The sequence below is a fragment of the Streptomyces sp. NPDC006551 genome, from assembly GCF_040611675.1.
In the GTDB taxonomy this organism is placed as follows: Bacteria; Actinomycetota; Actinomycetes; order Streptomycetales; family Streptomycetaceae; genus Streptomyces.
Map to the genome: position 1 here is coordinate 46,471 of NZ_JBEXOT010000022.1, position 21,906 is coordinate 68,376.

A 21,906-nucleotide genomic window follows, 5' to 3' on the forward strand; every position below is an offset into this window, starting at 1 on the left:
ATGGCCGAGCACATCCCGGAGACCAACCACAGCTGGGAGTACGAGGGCTACGATCCGGGCCAGGAGCGATTGCGAGAGGCCCTGTGCACCCTCGGCAACGGCTATATGGCGACCCGGGGCGCCGCACCCGAGTGTGTGGCCGACGCGGTGCACTACCCCGGTACGTACGCCGCCGGCTGCTACAACCGGCTCACCTCGGACATCGCCGGCCGTCAGGTCGAGAACGAGGACCTGGTCAACCTGCCCAACTGGCTCCCCCTGCGCTTCCGCATCCACAGCCCGCAGGGCGACACGTCGTGGTTCTCGCCCGACAGCGACGCGCTGCGTGAACATCGGCAGCGTCTCGATCTGCGCACCGGTGTTCTGGAGCGCACGGTGAAGTACGAGGTCGACGGCGGAGTGCTCGCCGTCCGTCAGCTGCGCCTCGTCCACATGGGGGACCCGCACCTGGCCGCCCTGCGAACCGAGTTCACCGCGGAGGGAGGCTGGTCCGGTGACATCGAGGTGGAAGCCGCGCTCGACGGTTCGGTGACCAACAGCGGAGTGGCCCGTTATCAGCAGCTCAACGGCAGCCACCTGGTTCACGTCAACGCCGGTGACGGCGGCGCCGACACGGTCTGGCTTCGCTGCAGGACCAGTACGTCGGACGTCCGGATCGGTCTCGCCGCCCGCACCACGGCCGACCAGGCCATGGCCGAGGCCCGTACCGCCCACGAGCCGCTACGGGCCGTGCAGACGCTCCGGCTGAGTCTGACCCCGTCGGGCGGCCCCCGCGCGGTCGACAAGGTGGTCGCCCTGTACACCTCGCGCGATCCCGCCATCAGCGACCCGCTCCACGCGGCGATCGACACCGTCGAGCGCGCTCCGGCCTTCACCAACCTGCTCGACTCGCACCGAGCGGCCTGGCGCCAGCTCTGGCGCAGAGCGGACCTGGATGTGCCCGGGGACGTCGGCCGTGTCCTGCGCCTGCATCTCTTCCACGTCCTCCAGACCCTGTCACCCCACACGGCCGAGCTGGACGTCGGCGTCCCGGCCAGAGGGCTGCACGGTGAGGCCTATCGGGGGCACGTCTTCTGGGACGAACTGTTCGTCCTGCCGTACCTCAATCTGCACCTGCCGGAAGTGTCCCGTGCGCTGTTGCTCTACCGCCACCGGCGACTGGCACGAGCGCGCAACGCCGCTCGTGACCTGGGCAGAAGGGGTGCCCTCTACCCGTGGCAGAGCGGCAGCGACGGCCGTGAGGAGACACAGCAGGTGCACCTCAATCCTCATTCGGGCCGTTGGCTTCCCGACTATTCGCATCTCCAGCACCACGTCGGATCGGCGATCGCGTACAACGTCTGGCGGTACTACGAAGCCAGCGGCGACGACGAGTTCCTGCACACCAAGGGCGCCGAGATGCTGACGCAGATCGCCCGCTTCTGGGCCGACTCGGCCACGTACGACGCCGAGACCGACCGCTATCGCATCCTGGGCGTCATGGGGCCGGACGAGTACCACGACTCCTACCCCGACCGTCTCACGCCGGGCCTCGACGACAACGCCTACACCAACGTCAGCGCGGCCTGGGTCCTCGGCCGGGCCCTTCACCTGCTGGACGAACTGCCCGAACCACGCCGTGTGGAGCTGTGCGAGCGGATCGGACTCGACGACCGGGAAACCGCCTTGTGGGAGGACGTGTCGCGCAAACTGCGCGTTCCGTTCCACGAAGGGGTGATCAGCCAGTTCGACGGCTTCGGCCGGCTGGCGGAGCTCGACTGGGACGCCTATCGGTCCCGGTACGGCAACATCAGGCGGCTCGACCGGATCCTGGAGGCGGAGGGAGACACCGTCAACCGCTACCAGGCGTCGAAGCAGGCCGATGTGCTGATGCTCGGCTACCTCTTCTCCCCGTCCGAACTGGCCGGCATCTTCCGGCGGCTCGGCTACGACCTGGACGACGCGACGTGGAGCCGCACCGTCGACTACTACCTCCACCGCACCAGCCACGGGTCGACCCTCAGCGGCCTCGTGCACGGCTGGGTGCTGGCCCGTGTACGCCGGGGGGAGGCGTGGACGTACGTCCAGGAGGCGATCGAGGGCGATGTCGCCGACCTCCAGGGCGGCACCACGGAAGAGGGCATCCACCTCGGTGCGATGGCCGGCACGATCGACCTGGTCCAGCGCGGCCTGACCGGACTGGAGACCCGGGCCGACGCCCTGTGGCTGGACCCGGTGCCCTCACCGAGCTTCACCGAGTACGGATTCTCCATCCGCTACCGGGGGCACTGGGGGGTGGGGCTGCGGGTGCGGCCGGGCCGGATGCGGCTCAGCGTGCCGCCGTCGGACATGTCACCGATCGAGGTCCGGATGCGCGACCGCGTCGTGTCGGTGGAACCGGGCGAAGCGGTCGAGCTGCGGCTCACGGCACCGTGAGCGAAGCTCGTACGCGGACGGCGTCACGTGAGCTGCCGTCGCACCAGGTCGTGAAGGAAGCCTCCCGGATCGGCGAGGAGCGCGGCCGGTGTGCCCTGTTCGACGACGCGGCCGTCCGACATCACGATCACGCGGTCGGCGTCCATGACCGTGGACAGCCGGTGGGCGATCACGAGGCGGCTGGACTCGAGGCTCCGCGTGCTCTCGATCACGATGCGCTGGGTCTCGTTGTCCAGCGCGCTCGTGGCCTCGTCGAAGAACAGGATGCGCGGGCGGCGGACCAGGGCCTGGGCGATCATCAACCGCTGGCGCTGACCGCCCGAGATCGCGCCTCCGCCGGAGATCAGAGTGTGCAGACCCATCGGCATCCGCTTGATGTCCTCGGCGAGACCCGCCATCGCGGCCGCCTCCCACACCTCCTCCTCGGAGAAGCTCTCGGCGCCGCAGATGCACTCCAGGATCGATCCGGTCAGCGGTTGCGCGTTCTGCAGCACCACCCCGCACTGCCGGCGGACGGCCGCCTGGTCGAGAGCGGCCAGGTCCTGCCCGTCGTACAGCACACTGCCGGACGTCGGCCGGTCGAAGCCGATGAGCAGCCGGAGGAGCGTCGACTTCCCGCAGCCGCTGGGGCCGACGATCGCCACGAACTCGCCCGGACGTACCTCCAGGGACACGTCGTCGAGCACCAGCGGGCCGTCGTCCGAGTAACGGAAGGAGAGACCACGGGCCTCGATCCCGCCGGACAGCGCACCGGGCTGCGCCCCCGCGCCGCGGACCTCCGGAGCCTCGTCGAGGAGCGGCTTGACCTGCTCGAACATCGGCATCACGGCGGCGGCCGAGACCAGCGCACCGGTGACCTGGGTGACGGAGGTCAGCAGCATGGTCAGGGCGGTGCTGAAGGTCAGGAACGCTCCGGCCGACATGCTGCCCCGGGCCGGGCCCGCCAGCAGCATGAACATCGTCAGCGAGCAGAGCGGAAGACAGACCGCGTCGAGGACCGTGGTCAGGTTCCTGATCCGGCCCGCCCGCTGCTGCAGCTCCCGCGAACGGGCGAACTCGCGCGCCCACGCCGCGTACGCGAAGCTCTCCGCCGCGGCGACCCGCAGCTTCGGCAGTCCGCGCAGGGTCTGGTACGCCTGGTTGTTCAGCTTGTTGCCGAGCTCGACCAGTTGCCGCTGCCACCGCAGCTGCCACAAGCCCATCCCGAGGAACACCGCCGCGGCGACGGCCAGCATCGCGAGTGCCACCAGAGCGAGCGACACGCTGTAGCAGAACAGCAGGACGACGTTCATCGCACCGACCGTGCAGGCCTGCACGACCACCGGACCGACCCCGGACAGCACCCTGCGGATGGCACTGATCCCCATCGCCGCGCTCGCCAGCTCCCCGGTGGAGCGCTCGGCGAAGAACGCCGTCGGCAGCCGCAGCAGCCTGTCCCAGACGGCGGGCTGCAGGGTGGCCTCGATACGGCCTTCCATCCTGAGGATGGTCAGGTTCTGCAACAGCATGAACGCCGCGGTGACCACACTGGTGATCATGACGGCGAGCGAGACCTGGACGATGAGGCCGCTCTCGCCCTTCGGTACGTAGACGCCGAGCACCCGGCCGGTGGCGATCGGCACGAGAGCGCCCAGGCCCACCGTCACCAGACCGGCGAGGAGCAGGTTCCGCAGGTCCATCCGGGTGCCGCGCATGCTGAAGCGGAGCAGCCGCCACGGTGTCATCGGCCGGTCCGGAAGCGGTCGGTAGAACATGACGGCCCGTGGCTCGAACTCGTCGGCGTTCTCCCGGCCGATGCGCTGTCGCCGCCCGGTGGACGCGTTGACCGCCTCGTACCGCCCACGCCGCCACAGCAGCGCGACCGGCGCCCCCGACTTGGCGCGATGCCCCACCAGGGGTCCGCTGTCCGTCCGCCACCAGTCTCCGGCGAGCCGGACGGCGCGGATACGGACACGCGAGCTCGACGCGATGCGTTCGACCGGTGTGACGCGCTCGTTCGCGGCGCCGCCTCGCGGGGGCTCGGCGAGGTCGATTCCGGCCGCGTCGGCGACGAGGCGGCAGACGGCGTACTCCGCTTCGTCGTCGCCGGCGGCCGCACCGGCGGCCGAGCCGTCCACCCGCACGCCACCGCGCCGGCCCCGGTCCGGCCTGCCGATGGAGGCCAGCAGTGCCTCGTTCGCGCGGGCGCGGACGGCAGCGCCCGCCTTGATGCCCTCCGCGGCCCGGTCCTCATGGGCGCGTTCGAGGCCCTCGATCCACCGGTCCACGGCGAACAGCAACCGTTGCTGCTGGTTCACCATGCGCTGCCACATAGCGCCGTCGATCAGCAGATCGGCCGCAGCCTCCGCGCTGAAGGAGGCGCCGTACTGGACACTGCCCGGTTCGACCGACATCCACAGGATGTCGTCGTCGGCCATGGTCTCGTCGGTGGCGGGGCGGCCGTTCAGCGGAGCCTCGAACAGCACGCTCAGGGCGCGGCCCGTTCCGAGGGCGAAGGCGTGCTCCAACGGCGTCGGCGGTGTCGGCGGGACGCCGTACGACGCGCCGTGACCTCCGTACGCGTACGCCTCGTCCTGGCCGTAACCTCCGTACGCGCCGTGCGAGCCGTATTCCCCGTACGCGCCGTACTCCGCTCCGTACACCCCGTGCGCCCCGTACGCCCCGTCGTTCTCCGGCCGGTACAGCTCGCGCAGCGCGATCCGGCGCATCAGGCAGTCCTGTGACGGCCTGCCCAGCAGTGTGTGCTGCGGCCCCTCGACCGGGCCGAGCAGCAGGCTCCCGGCCTCCAGACGGCCGAGGAAGTGCCACTGACCCTGCTGGACGGGGTCGAACGCGAACAGGTCCAGGGCTCCGGCCACGACCAGCCACAACACCTGCGGCCCCTCCAGCGGAAGGGTGCGCAGGCCGGCGCAGTCGACGGGCGTGCCGAGGCCGCCCAGCGCGTGGATCACCACGTCCGTACCGCCCTGTCCGGCGGCGGCGTATCCGGACGGGTCCGCGGGCTGCTGATGAACGGATGACACGTCAGTGCTCCTTGACCAGCGCGGCGTACGGCCCCCCGGCGGCGACCAACTCGTCGTGCCGGCCGCGTTCGACGACCGAGCCGTGGTCGAGGACCAGGATCTCGTCGCTGTCCCGGACCGTGCTCAGCCGGTGGGCGATGACGACGCACGCGCAGCCGCGCCGCCGCAGATTGTCGATGATGACGCGTTCCGTCTCCGCGTCCAGGGCGCTGGTGACCTCGTCGAGGACCAGGATGCTCGGCTGCCGCACCAGCGCCCTGGCGATCTCCAGACGCTGCCGCTGCCCGCCGGAGAAGTTCCGGCCGTCCTGCTCGACCCGGCCGTGGATGCCTTCCGGCCGCCGTGCGATCACGTCGTACAGCGCGGCGTCCTTGAGAGCGGCGACCACCGCCTCGTCCGGTATCGACGGGTCCCACAGCGCCACGTTGTCCCGGACCGTGCCTTCGAAGAGGAAGACGTCCTGGTCGACGAAGGACACGGAGGCCGCGAGCGCGCCACGAGGAATGTCCTCCAGCCGTCGGCCGTCGATGCGGATCGTCCCTTCCCACGGGCTGTAGAGGCCGGAGATCAGCCGGGAGACGGTGGACTTGCCGCTGCCGGAGCCGCCGACGAGCGCGATCTGCTGCCCCGGGCCGACTGTCAGCGAGAAGTCGCTGAGCAGCGGCTTGTCGAGCGGGCTGTATCCGAACGTGATGTTCTCCAACGCCACGTGGCCCCTGAGCCTGCGCGTGCTCTCCTCGGTGTCGCGGCCCCAGTACACCGAGTCGACCGGGAAGTTCTCGACGTCCTTCAGCCGGGCCACGTCCGCGGCGAAGTCCTGGATCCTTCCCGCCACCCCGTTGAGCCGGGTGATCGGCGCGGTGAAGCGCGTCACCAGCGCCTGGAACGCGACGAGCAGGCCGATCGAGATGTGGCCCTCCACCGCCCGAAGTCCGCCGATCCAGAGGATCAGCGCGCTGTTGAGCGTCGCGAGGGTCGGCGCGACGACGCCGAGGACGGCGCTCGGCACACCGAGGCGCTGCTGCACCTCCAGGGTGGTGGCGTGCTGCCCCGCCCACCGGCGGAAGAAGCCGTTCTCGCCGCCGGTGGCCTTCATCGTCTCGATGAGCTGAAGACCCGTGTACGACGTCGTGGTGAGCCGGGCGTTGTCCGCGCGCAGCTTCTGCGTGTCGTTGGCTCGCAGTCGGATCACGATCCGCATCGCGACCACGTTGAGCAGCGCGATCAGGACGCCGATGACGGTGAGTTGGGGATCGTACGTCCAGAGCAGGACGGCGTAGAGGATCACCACGATCCCGTCCACCCCCGCGGCGGCGAGATCCCTGGCCAGTGTTTCGGCGACGGCGTCGTTGGACTGCAGGCGCTGCACGAGATCGGCCGGGCTGCGCTGGGCGAAGAAGGTGACGGGCAGCCGCATCAGGTGCCGCAGGAACCGGGCGCTGCTCAGCGTGGACGAGATGATCCGTCCGCGCAGCAGGTTCGCCTGCTGCACGCCGGTCAGTACGGCGGTGAGCGCCACCAGCGCGGCCATCGAAGCGAACAGCGGGCCGAGGAGGGACGTCTGCTCACCGATCAGGAAGCGATCGATGTACGTACGGCTCAGCGCCGGTGCCGCCGCGCCGACGGCGACCAGCAGGAGGCTCGCGAGCAGGGTGGCCAGCAGGGTGCCCGTGGTGCCGCGCAGCCTGGCGGGCAGGGCGCGCAGGATGCCGGGCTTGCGGCCGCCCGGCCGGAAGGAGGCGGTGGGTTCGAAGACCAGGGCGACACCCGTGAAGCTGGTGTCGAAGTCCTCGGTCGTCACGAAGCGGCGGCCCTTGTCGGGGTCGTTGATGTGCACGCCACCCCGTCGCAGGCCCCGCCCCATGCCGTCGTACACGACGTAGTGGTTGAACTCCCAGAAGAGGATGGCCGGCGGCCGCACCCCGGCGAGCGCGGCCGGTTCCATCTGCATGCCCTTGGCCTGGAGGCCGTACGATCGCGCCGCCTTGAGGACGTTGCTGGCCCGGGAACCGTCACGGGACACCCCGCACGCGATGCGCAGTTCCTCCAGCGGCACGTGCCGGCCGTAGTGGGCGAGGACCATGGCCAGGGCGGCGGCGCCGCACTCGACGGCCTCCATCTGGAGGACCGTGGGCGTGCGCACGGCCTTCTGCTTCGTCGCCTTCTGTCGCTTCGCCTTCTGCGCGGATCTTCCACGCTGGGCCCGCCGACCGCCGGGCGCGGCCTCCGGACGGTGCCGGCGGCGGCCCGCCGGGGGCAGCTGCTGCTGAGTCGTCATGGGAGCAGCCAATCGATCGGGTGCTGTGCGGCCAGACGGACGGTGGCGCCGGCCGGCGTCATCGACTCGAGCCGGAACGGGGGGCCTCCGGCGGACGACCAGGCGTAGCCGGACGCGGTGTCGTCGGCGCGTTCGAGCCGTACCAGGACGGGTACGGGGCGTCCCTGGCGGGCGAGTTGTTCGCCGAGCTGGGCACTGCCGAGGAAGGCCCCGATCTGCTGGGCGGACTGGGCGGTGCGGCCGACGGACTTCACCCGGCCGCGCAGCACGCCGTACTGGCGGGCCGCCACCGACTGGACGTTCAGGTCCACCGTCGCGCCGACGGGGACGGTCGACGCGCCGTCGGCCGGTACGTACACGACGGCCATCAGCGGATCGTCGGGGCGGGTGACGCGTTCGACCGCCGCCACGTCGGCGCCGACGGTGACCACGGAGCCGATTCCGGTGACCAGGGCCGTCAATCGGCCCGCGGCGAGGGTGCGGACGACGGCGCCGGTGCCTTGCGCGGTACGGAGCTTCAGCAGGGGGGCGTCGGCGGGAAGCCGCGCGCCCTCCTCGGCGAGTACGTCGGTCACCTGTCCGGCGACGGGGCTCTGCAGGACGTAGCTGCCCTGTGCGTGAGTGAGGATCCCGGGAGCTTCGAGGGTGGTCGAGACGGTGCCGGTCACCGCCCAGACGGTCGCGGCGATCATGACGACGACCGTCACGGACAGAACGAGCCAGCCCTGGGGACGGGCGAAGCGCACCGGCAGATCGATGTCCTCGGAGGACTGCAGTTTGGAAAGGGCCTGTTGGCGGAACTGCACGACACTCTTCCTCGACTGCGTTGCTGCACGGTTCTGTTCGCTCCGGGGGAGCGACGCGGCGTATGCCCCGGATCCTGAGCGGATCCGGGGCATACGGCGGGTTCGGACGTCTGGAAGATCAGACGCCGGCGATCGTCGCGGTGGCGATGCCCGCGAGCGGCGCGGTGTTCAGGCCGGTGACGCCCTCCAGGGTGCCGACGGCGGTGGCGGCCAGGGGAGCGGCCTCCGGGAAGATGCCGTTGACAGCGACGGTGGAGTGGGCGACCACGCCGCCACCGAGGCCACCGGACACGTTGTCCAGGTCGGCGTCGGAGATCTCCTGGGTGGGGACGAAGTTCATGATGTGAGTTTCCCTTCACATGGGGACGTATCGAACAACCGCGAACGCACATGCCGGACCGGTGGCGCCGATCCGGAGGGGGAACTTCCGCGGTGTGCTGGATCAAAGCACGTCGACCTGACGGCCAGCCAATCGAACTACGGCTTCAACGTGCATGTATCGGGCTCGAATTGCCGTGACGTGCATATCCGTCCATGAGTTGGTGCCACCTTCTTCACAAGATCACCCGACTCGGCCCTCCCTGCTGCCGCGGTCCTCATGACCGGTAATGAGACATTCCCCCACAGACGGGCCGAGGGCAGGCTCGCGCCCCCTCGTCCCCTTGGAGGGTGATCGGGAGAGCGTGTGTTCCCTGCGCATTCGGTGTGCAGATCAGGCGACCATCGCAGGACGTCGCTTTTCTCCCCGGAGTTCCGAAGTTCCGGGGAATCGGCGAAAGAATCTCTCTGTCCGAAGAGAGAGAAAGGGCCGCACACCGTCGTTGTGCGGCCCCGGGGCGAAACGCTGCCTTCTTTCAGAGAGGATGCGGGTGCGACGGATATGTCCGTACGTCGTCGTTGTACTCACGGGCCCGCTCCCGCACCAGCTCCGGCAGGGTCCCCGACGCGAGGTCCGCCAGGGTCGTCCCTTCCAGGACATGGCGGAGGCTGGCGCGGACCGCGCGCCACACATCCGGCATGGGCGCCGCCGCGCCCTGGTACTCGAGACCCGTCAGTTTCAGGTCGCGCACGCTGACCAGGGGGCCGTCCATCGCGCGGATCACGTCCGCGAGGGTGATCTCCGCCGGCGGCCTGGCCAGCGCGTAGCCGCCCTCGGGCCCGCGCACGCTCCGTACCAGCCGTGCCTGACGCAACTCGCTGAGGACGACGAAGAGAAAGCGGACGGGGATGTCCTGGCGGCCGGCGATGTCCTCCGCCTTCAGAGGGTGCTCCGTCGAGCAGGCCAGCTCCGCCATGGCGCGGACCGCGTAGTCCGTTCTTGCTGAGATCCTCACCGACTCAATGTCTCACGTCTGGCGCGAAATCGATCCGGCACGGCCGCCGGCGCCGGGCGGAACGCCGGGCGGGCTTGTCACTGCACATTGTTCATCGACATAGTGAACTTCACGGTGGACACCCGACCGCCGTGAACCGCCCCGTGCGAGGCCCGCCTTGGAGCCGGAGGTATCCGTGGTGTCCGCTCAACCGCGATCAACCGTGGCAGTCGTCGGAGCAGGTGCGGCCGGGGCGCTCGTCGCCGTCCAGCTGTGCGAGACGGCGGCACGACGGCGCATCCCGCTCGACCTGGTCCTGATCGATCCGGCGCCGGAGGCGGGCCGCGGCACGGCCTATGCCACCGAGGTCCCCGAGCACCGGCTCAACGTCCCTGTCGGCGGGATGAGTTGCTACCCGGACGACCCCGGCCACTTCCAGCGCTGGCTCTGCCGCCACGGCGAACCGACCGTCACGGCCGGCGACTTCGCCTCCCGCTACCGCTACGGCTCGTACCTTGCCGACACCCTCGGACGCGCGGTCATCACGGCGCACGGCACGGTCGCCGTGCGCCGTCTGCGGGCGAGGGCGACACACTGCGCGGACACGGCCGAAGGGCGCCTCGAACTCCGCCTCTCCGACGGCGGTACGGTGACGGCCGACAGCGTGGTCCTGGCGACGGGACCCGCGGCCGGCACGGCCGGCTGGGCGCCGGCGGAGCTGCGCGGCTCCGACCGCTTCATCGGACGCCCCTGGGCACCGGGCGCGCTCGACGCGGTGGGGGAGGCCGACGACGTCCTCCTGGTCGGCACCGGCCTGACCGCCGTCGACCTCGCGCTCGTCCTCGACCGCCCCGGCCGCACCGTGCACGCCGTGTCGCGCGGCGGGCTGCTGCCCCGGCCGCACGCCGTCTCCCCGCTGCCGCCCGTACCGCCGCCCCCGGGGCTCACCGACCTTCCGCTCCACCGGATCCGCGCGGTCCTACGCCGCCATCTGGCCACCACACTCCGCGACCACGGCGACTGGCGGCCCGCCCTCGACGGGCTGCGCCCGCACATCGCCACTCTCTGGCAGGCCCTCGGCGACGACGATCGGGCCGAGTTCCTCGGCCGCGACGCCACCCGGTGGAACGTCCACCGGCACCGGATGGCGCCCACCACCGCCGAGACCGTCGACCGCGCCCGCGCCGCCCGCCGACTCCGCGTCCACACCGGCCGTATCGCGTCCGCCGAGCCGTGCGACGACGGCCGGCTCGCCGTGTCCCTGGCCGACGGCCGGGTGCTGACCGTGGCGTGGGTGGTGGACTGCACCGGCCCCGGACTGCGGCTCGACACGGCGGCCGACCCGCTGTGGGGCGGACTGCTCGCCGCCGGGCTCGCGGTGCCCGGACCGCTGGGCATCGGCGTCGCGACCGACGACGGCCGCCTCCTCGACGCGCAAGGGCACACCAGGCGGGCCCTGTTCACTCTGGGCGCGCCCCGCCGCGGTGAGCTGTGGGAGACCACCGCGATCCCGGAGATCCGGACACAGGCCAGGGACCTCGCCGAGGTACTCCTCGCCCCGCTCGCTCCCGCCCCGCGGGCGGCACGCCGCCGCCCCACCGACCAGTTCGGGTTACCGCTCTCCACCCATGCCGCCGCGGCCGCGTCCTTCCGCACCGGACTCGCCCGGGTGATCACCGTACGGGCCAAGGCCCCCGACGCGTTCGTACGCGCCACCGAACTCGACCCCGGCTTCGCCCTCGGTCACGCCGCCCTCGCCCTGCTCGGACACGAGTGCGGCGCGGAGGTCGACGCTGCCCGGCGCCTCGCCGACGCCCAGCGTGCCGTACGAGAACGCGGCGACGAGCGGGAACGCTCCTTCGTCGACGTCGTCACCCGCAGGATCCGGTCGCACCAGAGTGGCGGGACCGCGACGTCGGACCGGGGCCGGGGAGCGTCCGACGGCGACACAGCGCTCGTCGACCACCTCGACCGCTTTCCCGGCGACGCCCTCGCGCTCAGTGCCGCCGTCCCCACCATCGCCTTCTCCGGCGTCGGCGACCTCGACGGCACCCTGGCGCAGCGGCTGGTGGCGCACACCGCGCCCGCCTACGACGGCCACTGGTTCCACACCTCGCTCCTCGCCTTCCTCCGCCAGGAGGAGGGACACGTCGAGGAGGCGGGCGCCCTCGCCCGCGTGGCGCTGGCCGCCGAACCCGCCTCCGGCCACGCGGTGCACGCCCTCGCCCACGTCCACTACGAGTCCGGCGAGCACCGGACCGGCCGTGACTGGCTCGACGACTGGATCGGCGGCCAGGGACGCGGCGCCGTCCACCGGGCGCACTTCTCCTGGCACGTGGCTCTCCACGAACTCGCCCTCGACGACTCCGCCGCGGTGCGCCGCCGCTGGTTCGCGCAGCTCGCCCCGTGCCGGGTGAACGGCGTACGAGCCCTCGTCGACTCCGGATCGCTCCTGTGGCGGGCCCGGATGACCCGGAACTGGACGGGCCACATGCCCGTCGACGGCGTACTCGACGCGGTCGCCGTCGACCTGGTCGAACGCCCGGCGACGGCGTTCACGGCGCTGCACAGCGCCGTCGCCCTCACCGCGGCCGGAGACCTGCCCGCGCTCCGGCGCCTGCGCACCCACGCGGCCCAGGCCGACCCCGTACAGCGCGAGGTCGTCGAGCCGCTGTGCCGGGCGCTCGAGGCCGTACTGGAGGAGCGGTGGACGACGGCGGTGCGGGGGCTGCGCGCGCTGCTGCCCTCCCTGCGCCGCGTGGGCGGCAGCGCCGCGCAGCGCGAGGTCGTCGAGGAGACCCTGCTGTACGCCCTGATGGAGGCGGGTCACAGCGACGCCGCCCGCCATCTCCTCGAGGAACGCCTGGACCGCCGGTCCTCCCCGTTGGACCGCCGGCGCCTGGCCGACCTGCGGGGGTGAGCGGGCCGGCCCGAGGGGGCCGGTCGACAGGGGGCTGCCGGACGGCCGTCGCTCGACCACCCGGCTGCCCGGTCAGGCGGTCGACGCGGCGACCATCCGGTGCAGCAGATCCGCCGCGGCGTGGGCGAACGACGGCTCGTTGATGTGGGCGTCGATCTCGACCACGTCGACCGAGCTGCCCCGCAGGCCGTCCTTCAGCGCGTCGAAGAGGACTCCGTCCGTGACCGGATCGTGGTACGGCTGGCCCGGCGCACCCAGCGTCGACAGCCCGCGCAGCGGAAGGCACACCGCGGTGGGCCCCGTGGCCTCCCGCAGTTTCGCCGCGACGCGCCTGCCGAGTTCGGCGCACTCCCGCGACGTCGTACGGACGACACTGATGGACGGGTTGTGCACGCGTACGTCGCGGTCACGCACGCGCGCGGGGACGGTGTCGAGAGGGCCGAACTTCACCATGTCCAGCGCGCCGGGACTCACCACCTGGGGAACACCGCGGCGCCCGGCGGCGAGAAGCCGGTCCGGGCCCGCCGTCAGGATGCCTCCGCAGAGATCGTCGGCCAGCTCGCAGAGCGTCAGATCCAGAACACCCGCGAACAGACGCTGATCGGCGAGCGATTCGAGGGTGCGCCCACCCGTGCCGCTGGCGTGGAAGACCAGCACCTCATAGCCGCGCTCGGTCAGCCACCCACGGGCGGCGTCGACGCCGGGGGTGGTCACCCCCGCCATGCTCGCCGCTATCAGCGGCCGGGCAGCGTCGCCATCCCCGAAAGCCCCGCCGTCGCCGCCGTTCGAGCCGCGGCGGCCGAGGTCGGCAGGCCGCACCGCCCGGGCCCCGGAGGTGGCGGCGAAACCACGCGCCATGGCGGCGACCGCGTCGACGGCGTTCGCCAGGATCGGAGCCGACAGGCGGTTGACCCCGGCGATGTCGACCACGCTGTACATCATCGTGATGTCGGCGGAACCGATGTACGGGGAGACGTCGCCCGACGCCATCGAGGAGACCATCACCTTCGGCACCCCGAGCGGCAGCCCTCGCATCGCCCGAGTCGCGAGAGACGTACCGCCGCTGCCGCCGATGGCCAGCACTCCGTGCAGCCGGCCCTCCGCGTACAGCCGCAGCACGATCTCGGCGGCGCCCCGAGCCATCGTCGTCACGGCCGCGCCCCGGTCGCCGTCGGCGCGCAACCGCTCCAGATCCGCTCCCGCCGCCCGGGCCACATCGGCGCGCGGGACGTCCGCGTGGCTCCGCGGGGCGCCGATCACTCCGGCGTCCACCACCACGACCTCGACGCCCTGCTCCAGCAGCCGCTCGCGCAGCCAGCCGTACTCCAGCCCTTTGGTGTCCAGGGTTCCCACCAGCACAACGACCGCCATTCACCGTACTCTCCGGGGAACGTGGCGCGAACACAAGAGCGGGGCCGAGAACCGCCAGGACCGCGCCCTCCCGAGGCGCACGCGAACGCCGTACGAGCGGGTCCCGCCCCCTCGTACGGCGTTCGCGTTCCCGACGGGACGCGACCTAGGAGCCGAAGCCTCCGATGACCGCGCCCATGTCGTAGCTGTACAGCTCCCGCTTGCACGCGCCGCACTCGCTGGGAGCGTGCTCGCTCAGGGACCACAACTGCGGGGCGAGTCCGTCGCCGCGCCCGTGTGCCACGTACAGGTCCTCCGGCCCGAAGGAGGACCGCAGCACCTTCGGGTTCGGGACGAGCTGACTCGTACCGTCGACCGTGCCCGGGGTCGCCTGGAGCAGACGGCCGTTGTCGTAACCGTTGCTGCGGTGGAAGTACCACTTGCCCTGGTAGCGCGTGACGCCCTGGATCTTGTGCCACAACGCCTCGTCGCCGAACGTCGGGCCCGCCGGCAGACCGTACGCGAGATCCGCGCTCGCGACCGTACCGGCCGCGCCCTCGACCGCGGCGGTCAGCGCCGTCATCGGGTACGTGCCGACGCGACCGGGGCTGGTGCCGCCCTTGTTGGTGTTGCAGTACTCGCCGAGGATCAGGTGGTCGGTGCCGGTGCGGTCGAGGGAGATGTACGACGCCTTCGGGCGGGCGGTGGCGTGGCACTGGTGCTCCGACGTGTCCCCGGTGGGCTTCGGCGCGGTGAAGCGCAGCGTGGCCACCTGGGGCATGACGTACCGGTAGCCGTAGCCGTACCAGACGTTGTTCTGCCGGCCGATCCGCTTCTTGTCCAGGACGTCGCTGACCAGACCGTCCGGCGTCGGGTCGTTGACGGCCGCGTTGTCGTCGGGGTTGAGGTCCATGATCCTGCGGAGGTCGAAGACCCGCATGCCGTTGGCGGTGTCGGCGACGTAGAGGTAGTTGCCGTACCAGACCATCCCGCCGGCGTGGATGCCCTCCTGCGCCGCGCAGCTCGTCGTCACGGTGGTGGTGCACGTCCCCTCGCGCGCGTGGAGCGCGTCGAAGGAGATGCGGTCGTTCGAGTTCATGTACGGCCACACCAGCAGGACGTGGCGGTACTTCTCGGTGGCCTGGTTGAAGAAGCTGACCCGGACGCCCTTCTCGTTGCAGGCGTCGGACGCGGTCTCCTGGAGGCAGTTGTCGCGGTCCGAGGCCATGTCGCTACGGCCCGGGTTCAGCGCGTCGTAGGAGCCCACGGCGATGGGGTCGGCGGGGGAGGTGCCCCAGTCCTCGTTCTCCACGGCGTCGGAGACGCCGGTGATGGCCTGGGGGATCCACTCGGAGGAGGTCGCGTCGTCGGTCTCCCAGCAGACACGCCGGTGGGGGGTGAGGTCGGGGCCGTAGATACCGGCGGTGCCGCAGGCGGCGTCCCAGTCCGCCTCCCGGTTCGCCTGCTCCATCAGCTTGGTCAGGCCCTGCTCGGGCAGCGCCGCGTCCAGCTGGTTCACCAGACCGGTGAGGGAGGGACCCGCCTCCAGCTGGAAGTCCCCGGCTCGGCCGGGGAGCGCTGCCGCCTGCGTCTCCGCCGGAGCCTGCGTACCGGTCTCGGACGCGCCGGTCGACCCCGTACCCGCCACGTCCTCCTGCTCGGCGTCCGGTTCGTCGGCGAAGCCGTCGTCCGGCATCGTCTCCACGGGGTCGTCGGCCGAGACCGCCGACGTCGCCGTGCGCGGGGAGGCGACCGCGCCGGAGGGGACGATCCCCGAGAGCATCGCGCCGGCCAGTACCGCTCCGACGGCCAGGCGCGTGGGGCGCGACCGTAGTCTCATGTGAAAGCCTTTCGCTGGAGAACGAGCTGTACAGCGGGTAACTGACTGTTCATCAGTCACACAGGCCACTCACGCTAACAATCTGACGAGAGGTCATCGCAGGTGTGTGAGGACGGTCACCGCGAAACGTGCCCGCCCGGGGACGGGCCGGGGCCGGCCGCCAGGTGTCGGAGGCCGCCCTCTGTACCGGAGCGCCGTGCCATGGACCACCGTGGCCGGCTGGTTCGCCGTCGCGGACTCGTCCTGGTCCTGGTTGCCCCGGTCCCCCGGCCCGCCCGCGAGAGCCTCCCGCCGGCGCTTCCTCTATGTCATCGCGCGCACACGCGCGCGTGGATGGATCCTGGGAGGAGGAAGGGGCGCGCGGGCCGTCCTGCGCGGCCCGACGTCGCAAGGAGGCAGACCATGACACGGACCCTTGAGTGGACGGTCGGCCTGGAGCTGGTCGAGGAGGACGGCAGGACCAGGGCCGAGGCGCATCTGGACACCGGCACGTCGCATCTCACGGGCCACGGCAGCGCACGGTGCAACCCGGCCGACGTGGACGTACCGGCGATCGGCGACGAGCTCGCCGCGAGCCGGGCCATGAAGGATCTGGCCGGACAGCTGATGCGGGAGGCCAACCGCGAGATGGAGGCGGCGGGCGCGGGCACCGTCCCCCAGCACACCGGCCCCGGATACGGCTGGCCCGAGGCGGTCTCCTGACCTGACGGGATCGCCCGGGCACGCGTCGCCGGACCTGCCTTCCTGGACCGGCCCGGCGACCGGGCCCGGGCGCGCGTCAGGCGAGGCCGTCCACGGACCGGCCCGGCGACCGGGCCCGGGCGCGCGTCAGGCGAGGCCGTCCACGGACCGGCCCGGCGACCGGCGCAGACGTACGTCAGGCGAGGCCGTCCACGGACCGGCTCGACGACCGGACCCGTCGGCCACGCGCCGGCGGGTTCGGCCGTGATCCGGCTGCCATGGTGCGGCTGCTGTGACCGGCGGACCCTGTCGTCACGCCTCCGGGGCCGCCGCAGGTGGGCCCCCCGTCACACCTCCGGGGCCGCCGCGTCCTCGGCCGGTCGCGGACCGTAATCCCCCGCCTTCGCCCCGGTCCCGGACCCGGGCACGGCCCCTGATCCGGCCCCGGCCTCGGCCTCGTCGTCGTACGTGAGGCGGTCGGCGACCTCCACGACCCCGTCCACGTCCTCGCAGAGCCGCACGAAGACCGGCGCGAGGTTCTTGCTCGGCAGGGTGCCGCTGAGCGTCACCCTGCCCTCTTCGACGTCGATGTGGAGAGCGGCGGGGGAGAGCCGGAGGATGCGGGTGACCACGTCCTCGACGATCTCCTCCTGGATCGCCCGATCGCGCCTCAGGAACAGCTGCAGCAGATCGCTGCGGCTGAGGACCCCGATGAGCTGCCCGTCCGAGTCCACCACGGGCAGCCGCTTGACCCGGTGCCGTTCCATGACCCGGGCCGCCTCGACCGCCGTCCACGAGGGCCGCGCCACCACGACCGGGCTGGACATCATGGCCTCGGCGGTGCTGGGGCCGTCCTTCGCGGTGTGCCGCCGCAGCAGGTCCGCCTCGGACACGACACCGATCGGACGGTGCGCCTCGTCGACGACCGGGACCGCGGTGATGCCGTACTCGTCGAGCAGGCGCGCGATCTCCTTGAACGGAGTCCCGGGCTGCACCGCCACCGCGGTCGGCGTCATCAGATCGGCCACACTGCGGTGCCTCATGGTCGGTCCCGTCCCTTTCTCCGCTCCTGTGTCCATGATCCCTCACATGGACACAGGAGCCCGGGTACGGCCGGGCCGGACCCTTCCTAGTCGAACGGGTCGAGCGTGACGTACGCCTGCTGGGGGTTGCCGTCGTGCACCAGCGATTCGTGCGCGCCCACGTCGTCGAAGGCGAAGCCGTACGCCTTGCCGTCCACCATCTGGGCGTGGATCTTGCGGGAGTAGTGGTTGGTCACCACGTCCTTGTAGAACCCGGCCGACGAGGTGTCCGGCTGATTCGGGTTGGTGAGGAGGGTGGAGCGGTTGTAACCGGCGCACAGCGTACGGGAGATGGGGCCGCGGACCTGGTCGTTCGGGGCGTCGAGCATCTTGTAGCAGCCGAAGACGCTGTCGGAGTCGGGCTTCTGGAACGACGTGACGAGCGCCCCGGAGCCGTTGGTGAAGTTCATGACGTTGCCGGAGACCCGGCCGTAGTACTTCACCGACGGCTGGTTCGCGAAGGGGGTCACCGTCAGGGTGGACGTGGCGTACTTCGTCCAGACGCGGTTGATGTAGTCGTTCATGACGTTCGCGGGAAGCGCCCCCGCCTCGATGCCGTGTCCCGGTGCCAGCGCGCGCAGCACGGTGCCGTCGGCGCGGGTCTGGACGAGGTTCGCCCAGCCGCCGGGCTGGCCCCGCAGCGCGTCGAAGAAGCCCCGGTAGCCGCCCGGCTTGAGCCGGCCCGTGCTCGCGACGCTCCCGTCCGGGCGCTTGACGCCGACGGCGTACGGCGCGGAGACCATGTCGACCTGGGTGCTGTTGATCCACAGGCCAGAGTCGTTGAGCGTGTACTCGGACCAGTTGAACAGGATGTTCCGGTTGGGGTCGCTCGGATTCTGGACCGCCGGCTGGACGAGACCGCCCGTCGCGAGCTTGAAGACGAGCTTCTGGCCGTAACTGAAGTAGATCCGGCCCGAGAACTTCGGCAGCCGGATCGTCATGGACCGGCCGGCGGCCGGTCCCGTGATCGAGGCGTCGGGCGCGGGTACGGGTGTCGAGCCGCCGGCGGGCCACGGGTGGAAGGTGCCGTTCGCGTCGGCCCAGCCCTGTCGGCCGGTGGAGAGCTCGGTGCCGAGGTTGTAGACGTAGACCTGCTCGCCGCGGCCCGAGTTGTTCGTGAAGGTGAGCGGAATGGTGGTGGGGACGGCGGCGGCCTGGACGGTGGGGGAGGGGCCGGCCACGCCGACGGCGGTGCCGATCAGCGCGGCGACGGCGAGCGGGGCGAGCAGGCGCAACCTGCGTCGACGACGGGAGGGCATGGGGGGCTCCTCGGGGGTGGGGGGATCGTGGGGGTGGTGACGAGAGGCGCGAACTGCGCTTTGAGAGCGCTCTCAGAATGGTGAGAATGTTGTGAGCCTGTCAATGGTTGTGACGTCTCCGCGAGGTTCCGGGGCTACCGAGCCGCCCCTGTCCCGAGGAGACCCCTGGGGATCGGGGCGCAGGGGCGGCGCTTTGGTTTCGCGGAACCTAGCGGCGGACGTAGGGCCGGGTCATGATCTCCATGTTGTGGCCGTCGGGATCGTCGAAGTACGCGCCGCGACCGCCGAACAGACCGTTGATCTTGCCCGGTTCGGTGTGGCTCGGGTCGGCGTAGTAGGTGACGCCGACGGCCTCCAGGCGGGCGATCATGGTGTCGAACCGCGCTTCGGGCACGAGGAACGCGTAGTGCTGCGACTGGATCGGCTCGTCGGCCAGCTCGTAATAGTCGAGGGTCACGCCGTTGCCGAGGTCGACCGGCAGGAACGGTCCGAACGGAGCGCCGACCTCCAGCCCGAGGATGGCGGCGAGGAACTCGGCCGACAGCCGGCGGTCGCGGGCGTAGACGACGGTGTGGTTCAGCTGGACGGTCGTGACCGGCAGCTCGGACGCGTGCGGGGACTTCCGCTCATCAGACATGTGGGTGGTTTCTCCGGGTCTCGGATCTGCTGGGTCGGGGCGCCGCGAAGGCGGGCACCGGGGCGAAGACGCGGAGAAAGGGGGCGGGCCTCTGGCCCGCCTCGAGCTCATGCCGAGGCCGGGAGCCCCACTCGTGCATGGCCCATGGCCGACCCGGCAGTCACCTGATCGACCCTAGTGTCGGTCGCCGACCGGGGCAACGCGGTTTCCCGGCCGACCGCCGGATCTCACCCTCGGCGGGTCCGGTTTCCCCGCCGACGGGTCCGGCCGCGCGGCGGGGCGTGGCGTGACCGACGCACTTGGCGTGAACGACGTGCCCGGCGTGATCGGCGGGCCCCGTGAGCCCGGGCCGATGCGGGATCACTCCAGGTCGAGGATGTCGCGGAGTGCCGCGACCGCGTGGGCGCGGTGTTCGTGGAGCCATTGGAGGGCGGCGTCCGTGTCGCCGTGACGGATCGCCGAAATGACCGCCCGGTGCTCGCGCACGGCGCGCTCGCGGTGGGGGACCTCGGTGTAGTACAGCGAGCGGTACGCGTCGGTGGCGTCCCACAGGGTCGCGATCAGCCGGACCAGCCGGGGCATCCCGGACGCCTCGACGAGCGTGAAGTGGAAACGGCGGTTGGCCGCGGCCATCGCCGTCACGTCACCGGCGTCGGCGGCGCGTTCCACCTCACGCTGGATCCTCTCGAGCGCGGCGGTCAGCCCGTCCTCGGCCCGGGCCATGGCGAGACGGACGGCCTCGGTCTCCAGGAGGTCGCGGATGCGGTAGATCTCCTCCAGGTCGGCCAGCGACAGCTCGGCGACGAAGTAGCCCCGGTGGACGTGGTGCACCACGAGCCCCTCGGCCTCCAGGGTCTTCAGGGCCTCCCGCAGCGGCACCCGGCTCACGTCGAGCCGGGCCGCGAGCGCGTCCTGCCGGATCTGCCCGCCCGGCCTGAGCTCCCCACTGGTGATGGCGCGCCGCAGCTCCTCCAGGACGAACTGCTGGGCGGTCGGCGGCCGCCGCTTCTGTACCGCGCTGCTCATCGCCTGTGACCTTCCTTCGCATCGCTTACCGGCCGGACACGCGCTGCCGGTGCCGTACATCTTCCTATGGCGTACGAGGTGGCAGCCCCAGCTCACCGAGCAGGGCCTCCGTGTGCTCCCCGAGGCGCGGGGGAGGGCGGTGGTACACGGGCGGAGTGCCGTCGAGTGCGATCGGGTGGGCGACCTGACCGGGCCCGGCCAGGTCGGCGGGGATCCGGGGGTCGAGGCCGAGCCGGCCGGCGAGCTCGAAGGCGGCCGCCAGGTCGTTGATGGGCCCGCACGGCACCCCGGCCGCCGTCAGTTCCTCGAACCAGCCGTCGGCGGTCCGCCGGGAGAGCGGACCCGCGAGCGCCTCGGCCAGCTCCTCGCGGTGCGCGACCCGGGCGGTGTTGGTCGCGAACCGGGGGTCGTCGGCGAGGCCGGGGAGGGCGAGCCGTTCACAGAGCGTACGGAACTGCCGGTCGTTGCCCACCGCGAGCACCAGCGGCCGGTCCTTCGCCTCGAAGACCTCGTACGGGGCGATGCTCGGATGCCGGTTGCCCATGGCCCGCGGTACGACCCCGGCACCGAGATAGGCCGCCGACTGGTTGGTGAGCGCGGAGAGGAGGGAGGTGAGCAGGGAGACCTCGATCCGCTGTCCCTCGCCGGTACGTTCCCGGTGGCGCAGGGCCGCGAGGATGCCGATGCCCGCGTGCAGCCCGGTGATGACGTCGACGAGCGCGACGCCCGCCTTCGTACCCTGGCCGCCGGGTTCCCCGGTGACGCTCATCAGCCCGCCCATGGCCTGCACGAGGAGGTCGTAGCCCGGCAGCCGGGCGCCCTCGGCGGAGCCGAACCCGGTCACCGAGCAGTAGATGAGCCCCGGGTTGGAGGCCCGTACCTCCTCGTGGCCGAGGCCCAGCTTCTCCATGGTCCCGGGCCGGAAGTTCTCGACCAGGACGTCGGCGCGGTCGACGACGGCCCGGGCCGTCTCCCGGTCCGACGGGTCCGTCAGATCGAGGGCGATGGACCGCTTGTTGCGGTTCACTCCGAGGAAGTACGTCGCCTCCCCTTCGGCGAAGGGCGGGCCCCACGCCCGGGTGTCGTCGCCGGAGCCGGGCCGCTCAATCTTGATCACATCGGCACCGAGGTCGGCGAGGAGCATCGTCATGTACGGTCCGGCGAGCACCCGGCCGAAGTCGGCGACGACGATTCCGGACAGGGCGCCCCGGCTCGGCGTTCCCGGCGTCCCCGGTCGATCTGCGCGCATCCCGCTTCCCCTCCGCCGGCGATCGGA

At 71.6% G+C, this 21,906-nt stretch carries 15 protein-coding genes; 3 read left to right on the plus strand and 12 right to left on the minus strand.

The genetic code is table 11. From position 1 onward, the window contains the following. Complete coding sequence (locus ABZY12_RS20475) at window positions 1-2,415, plus strand: glycosyl hydrolase family 65 protein (RefSeq protein WP_356892232.1); 2,415 nt, start codon at window positions 1-3, stop codon at window positions 2,413-2,415. 23 nt (window positions 2,416-2,438) lie between these two features. Here the strand turns inward: ABZY12_RS20475 and ABZY12_RS20480 are convergent, their stop codons facing one another. The 5 genes from ABZY12_RS20480 to ABZY12_RS20500 form a co-directional block, all read right to left on the minus strand. Continuing rightward, a complete protein-coding gene (locus tag ABZY12_RS20480) occupies window positions 2,439-5,369 on the minus strand; it encodes an NHLP bacteriocin export ABC transporter permease/ATPase subunit (RefSeq protein ID WP_356892329.1) in 2,931 nt (976 codons plus the stop codon). A 70-nt stretch (window positions 5,370-5,439) separates the two neighbouring features. Beyond that, a complete protein-coding gene (locus ABZY12_RS20485) occupies window positions 5,440-7,716 on the minus strand; it encodes an NHLP family bacteriocin export ABC transporter peptidase/permease/ATPase subunit (protein ID WP_356892234.1) in 2,277 nt (758 codons plus the stop codon). Further along, window positions 7,713-8,522 carry an HlyD family efflux transporter periplasmic adaptor subunit gene (locus ABZY12_RS20490; protein ID WP_356892236.1) on the minus strand — a complete coding sequence of 270 codons (810 nt, stop codon included), beginning with the start codon at window positions 8,520-8,522 and terminating at the stop codon, window positions 7,713-7,715. The genes ABZY12_RS20485 and ABZY12_RS20490 overlap by 4 nt, the downstream gene beginning before the upstream one ends. Window positions 8,523-8,640: 118 nt before the next feature. Further along, window positions 8,641-8,862 (minus strand): type A2 lantipeptide, encoded by a 222-nt coding sequence (locus ABZY12_RS20495; RefSeq protein ID WP_356892238.1) that lies wholly within the window; start codon window positions 8,860-8,862, stop codon window positions 8,641-8,643. A 514-nt stretch (window positions 8,863-9,376) separates the two neighbouring features. Then, window positions 9,377-9,856 carry an Rrf2 family transcriptional regulator gene (locus ABZY12_RS20500; protein ID WP_356892240.1) on the minus strand — a complete coding sequence of 160 codons (480 nt, stop codon included), beginning with the start codon at window positions 9,854-9,856 and terminating at the stop codon, window positions 9,377-9,379. A gap of 202 nt (window positions 9,857-10,058) precedes the next feature. Between ABZY12_RS20500 and ABZY12_RS20505 the strand changes: the two genes are divergently transcribed. Next, window positions 10,059-12,755: an FAD/NAD(P)-binding protein gene (locus ABZY12_RS20505; protein ID WP_356892242.1), complete on the plus strand. Its 2,697-nt coding sequence runs from the start codon at window positions 10,059-10,061 to the stop codon at window positions 12,753-12,755. Window positions 12,756-12,827: 72 nt separating this feature from the next. Here the strand turns inward: ABZY12_RS20505 and ABZY12_RS20510 are convergent, their stop codons facing one another. Further along, on the minus strand, window positions 12,828-14,126 hold the full coding sequence (locus ABZY12_RS20510) for a Tm-1-like ATP-binding domain-containing protein (RefSeq protein WP_356892244.1): 1,299 nt from the start codon (window positions 14,124-14,126) through the stop codon (window positions 12,828-12,830). A 145-nt stretch (window positions 14,127-14,271) separates the two neighbouring features. Further along, complete coding sequence (locus ABZY12_RS20515; RefSeq protein ID WP_356892246.1) at window positions 14,272-15,945, minus strand: hypothetical protein; 1,674 nt, start codon at window positions 15,943-15,945, stop codon at window positions 14,272-14,274. Between the two features lie 402 nt (window positions 15,946-16,347). Between ABZY12_RS20515 and ABZY12_RS20520 the strand changes: the two genes are divergently transcribed. Continuing rightward, window positions 16,348-16,647, plus strand: a complete 300-nt coding sequence (locus ABZY12_RS20520; protein ID WP_356892248.1) for a DUF1876 domain-containing protein — start codon at window positions 16,348-16,350, stop codon at window positions 16,645-16,647. A gap of 326 nt (window positions 16,648-16,973) precedes the next feature. On the opposite strand, the gene ABZY12_RS20525 is transcribed toward ABZY12_RS20520, so the two are convergent. The 5 genes from ABZY12_RS20525 to ABZY12_RS20545 form a co-directional block, all read right to left on the minus strand. After that, window positions 16,974-17,669 carry a CBS domain-containing protein gene (locus tag ABZY12_RS20525; RefSeq protein ID WP_356892250.1) on the minus strand — a complete coding sequence of 232 codons (696 nt, stop codon included), beginning with the start codon at window positions 17,667-17,669 and terminating at the stop codon, window positions 16,974-16,976. Between the two features lie 86 nt (window positions 17,670-17,755). Next, window positions 17,756-18,967 carry a glycoside hydrolase family 64 protein gene (locus ABZY12_RS20530; protein ID WP_356892252.1) on the minus strand — a complete coding sequence of 404 codons (1,212 nt, stop codon included), beginning with the start codon at window positions 18,965-18,967 and terminating at the stop codon, window positions 17,756-17,758. 208 nt (window positions 18,968-19,175) lie between these two features. Then, a complete protein-coding gene (locus ABZY12_RS20535; RefSeq protein ID WP_356892254.1) occupies window positions 19,176-19,604 on the minus strand; it encodes a VOC family protein in 429 nt (142 codons plus the stop codon). A 360-nt stretch (window positions 19,605-19,964) separates the two neighbouring features. Next, the gene (locus tag ABZY12_RS20540) at window positions 19,965-20,630 is read right to left on the minus strand and encodes a GntR family transcriptional regulator (protein ID WP_356892256.1); all 666 of its coding nucleotides are present in this window, start codon (window positions 20,628-20,630) and stop codon (window positions 19,965-19,967) included. Window positions 20,631-20,694: 64 nt separating this feature from the next. Continuing rightward, a complete protein-coding gene (locus ABZY12_RS20545; protein WP_356892258.1) occupies window positions 20,695-21,879 on the minus strand; it encodes a CoA transferase in 1,185 nt (394 codons plus the stop codon). Window positions 21,880-21,906: the final 27 nt, after the last annotated feature.

Bases quoted from the DNA above. Each gene is read 5' to 3' on its own strand.
- ABZY12_RS20540 (WP_356892256.1), bottom strand. From the start codon at position 20,630: ATGAGCAGCGCGGTACAGAAGCGGCGGCCGCCGACCGCCCAGCAGTTC.
- ABZY12_RS20545 (WP_356892258.1), bottom strand. From the start codon at position 21,879: ATGCGCGCAGATCGACCGGGGACGCCGGGAACGCCGAGCCGGGGCGCC.
- ABZY12_RS20475 (WP_356892232.1), top strand. From the start codon at position 1: ATGGCCGAGCACATCCCGGAGACCAACCACAGCTGGGAGTACGAGGGC.
- ABZY12_RS20495 (WP_356892238.1), bottom strand. From the start codon at position 8,862: ATGAACTTCGTCCCCACCCAGGAGATCTCCGACGCCGACCTGGACAAC.
- ABZY12_RS20510 (WP_356892244.1), bottom strand. From the start codon at position 14,126: ATGGCGGTCGTTGTGCTGGTGGGAACCCTGGACACCAAAGGGCTGGAG.
- ABZY12_RS20530 (WP_356892252.1), bottom strand. From the start codon at position 18,967: ATGCCCTCCCGTCGTCGACGCAGGTTGCGCCTGCTCGCCCCGCTCGCC.
- ABZY12_RS20485 (WP_356892234.1), bottom strand. From the start codon at position 7,716: ATGACGACTCAGCAGCAGCTGCCCCCGGCGGGCCGCCGCCGGCACCGT.
- ABZY12_RS20520 (WP_356892248.1), top strand. From the start codon at position 16,348: ATGACACGGACCCTTGAGTGGACGGTCGGCCTGGAGCTGGTCGAGGAG.
- ABZY12_RS20535 (WP_356892254.1), bottom strand. From the start codon at position 19,604: ATGTCTGATGAGCGGAAGTCCCCGCACGCGTCCGAGCTGCCGGTCACG.
- ABZY12_RS20515 (WP_356892246.1), bottom strand. From the start codon at position 15,945: ATGAGACTACGGTCGCGCCCCACGCGCCTGGCCGTCGGAGCGGTACTG.
- ABZY12_RS20525 (WP_356892250.1), bottom strand. From the start codon at position 17,669: ATGAGGCACCGCAGTGTGGCCGATCTGATGACGCCGACCGCGGTGGCG.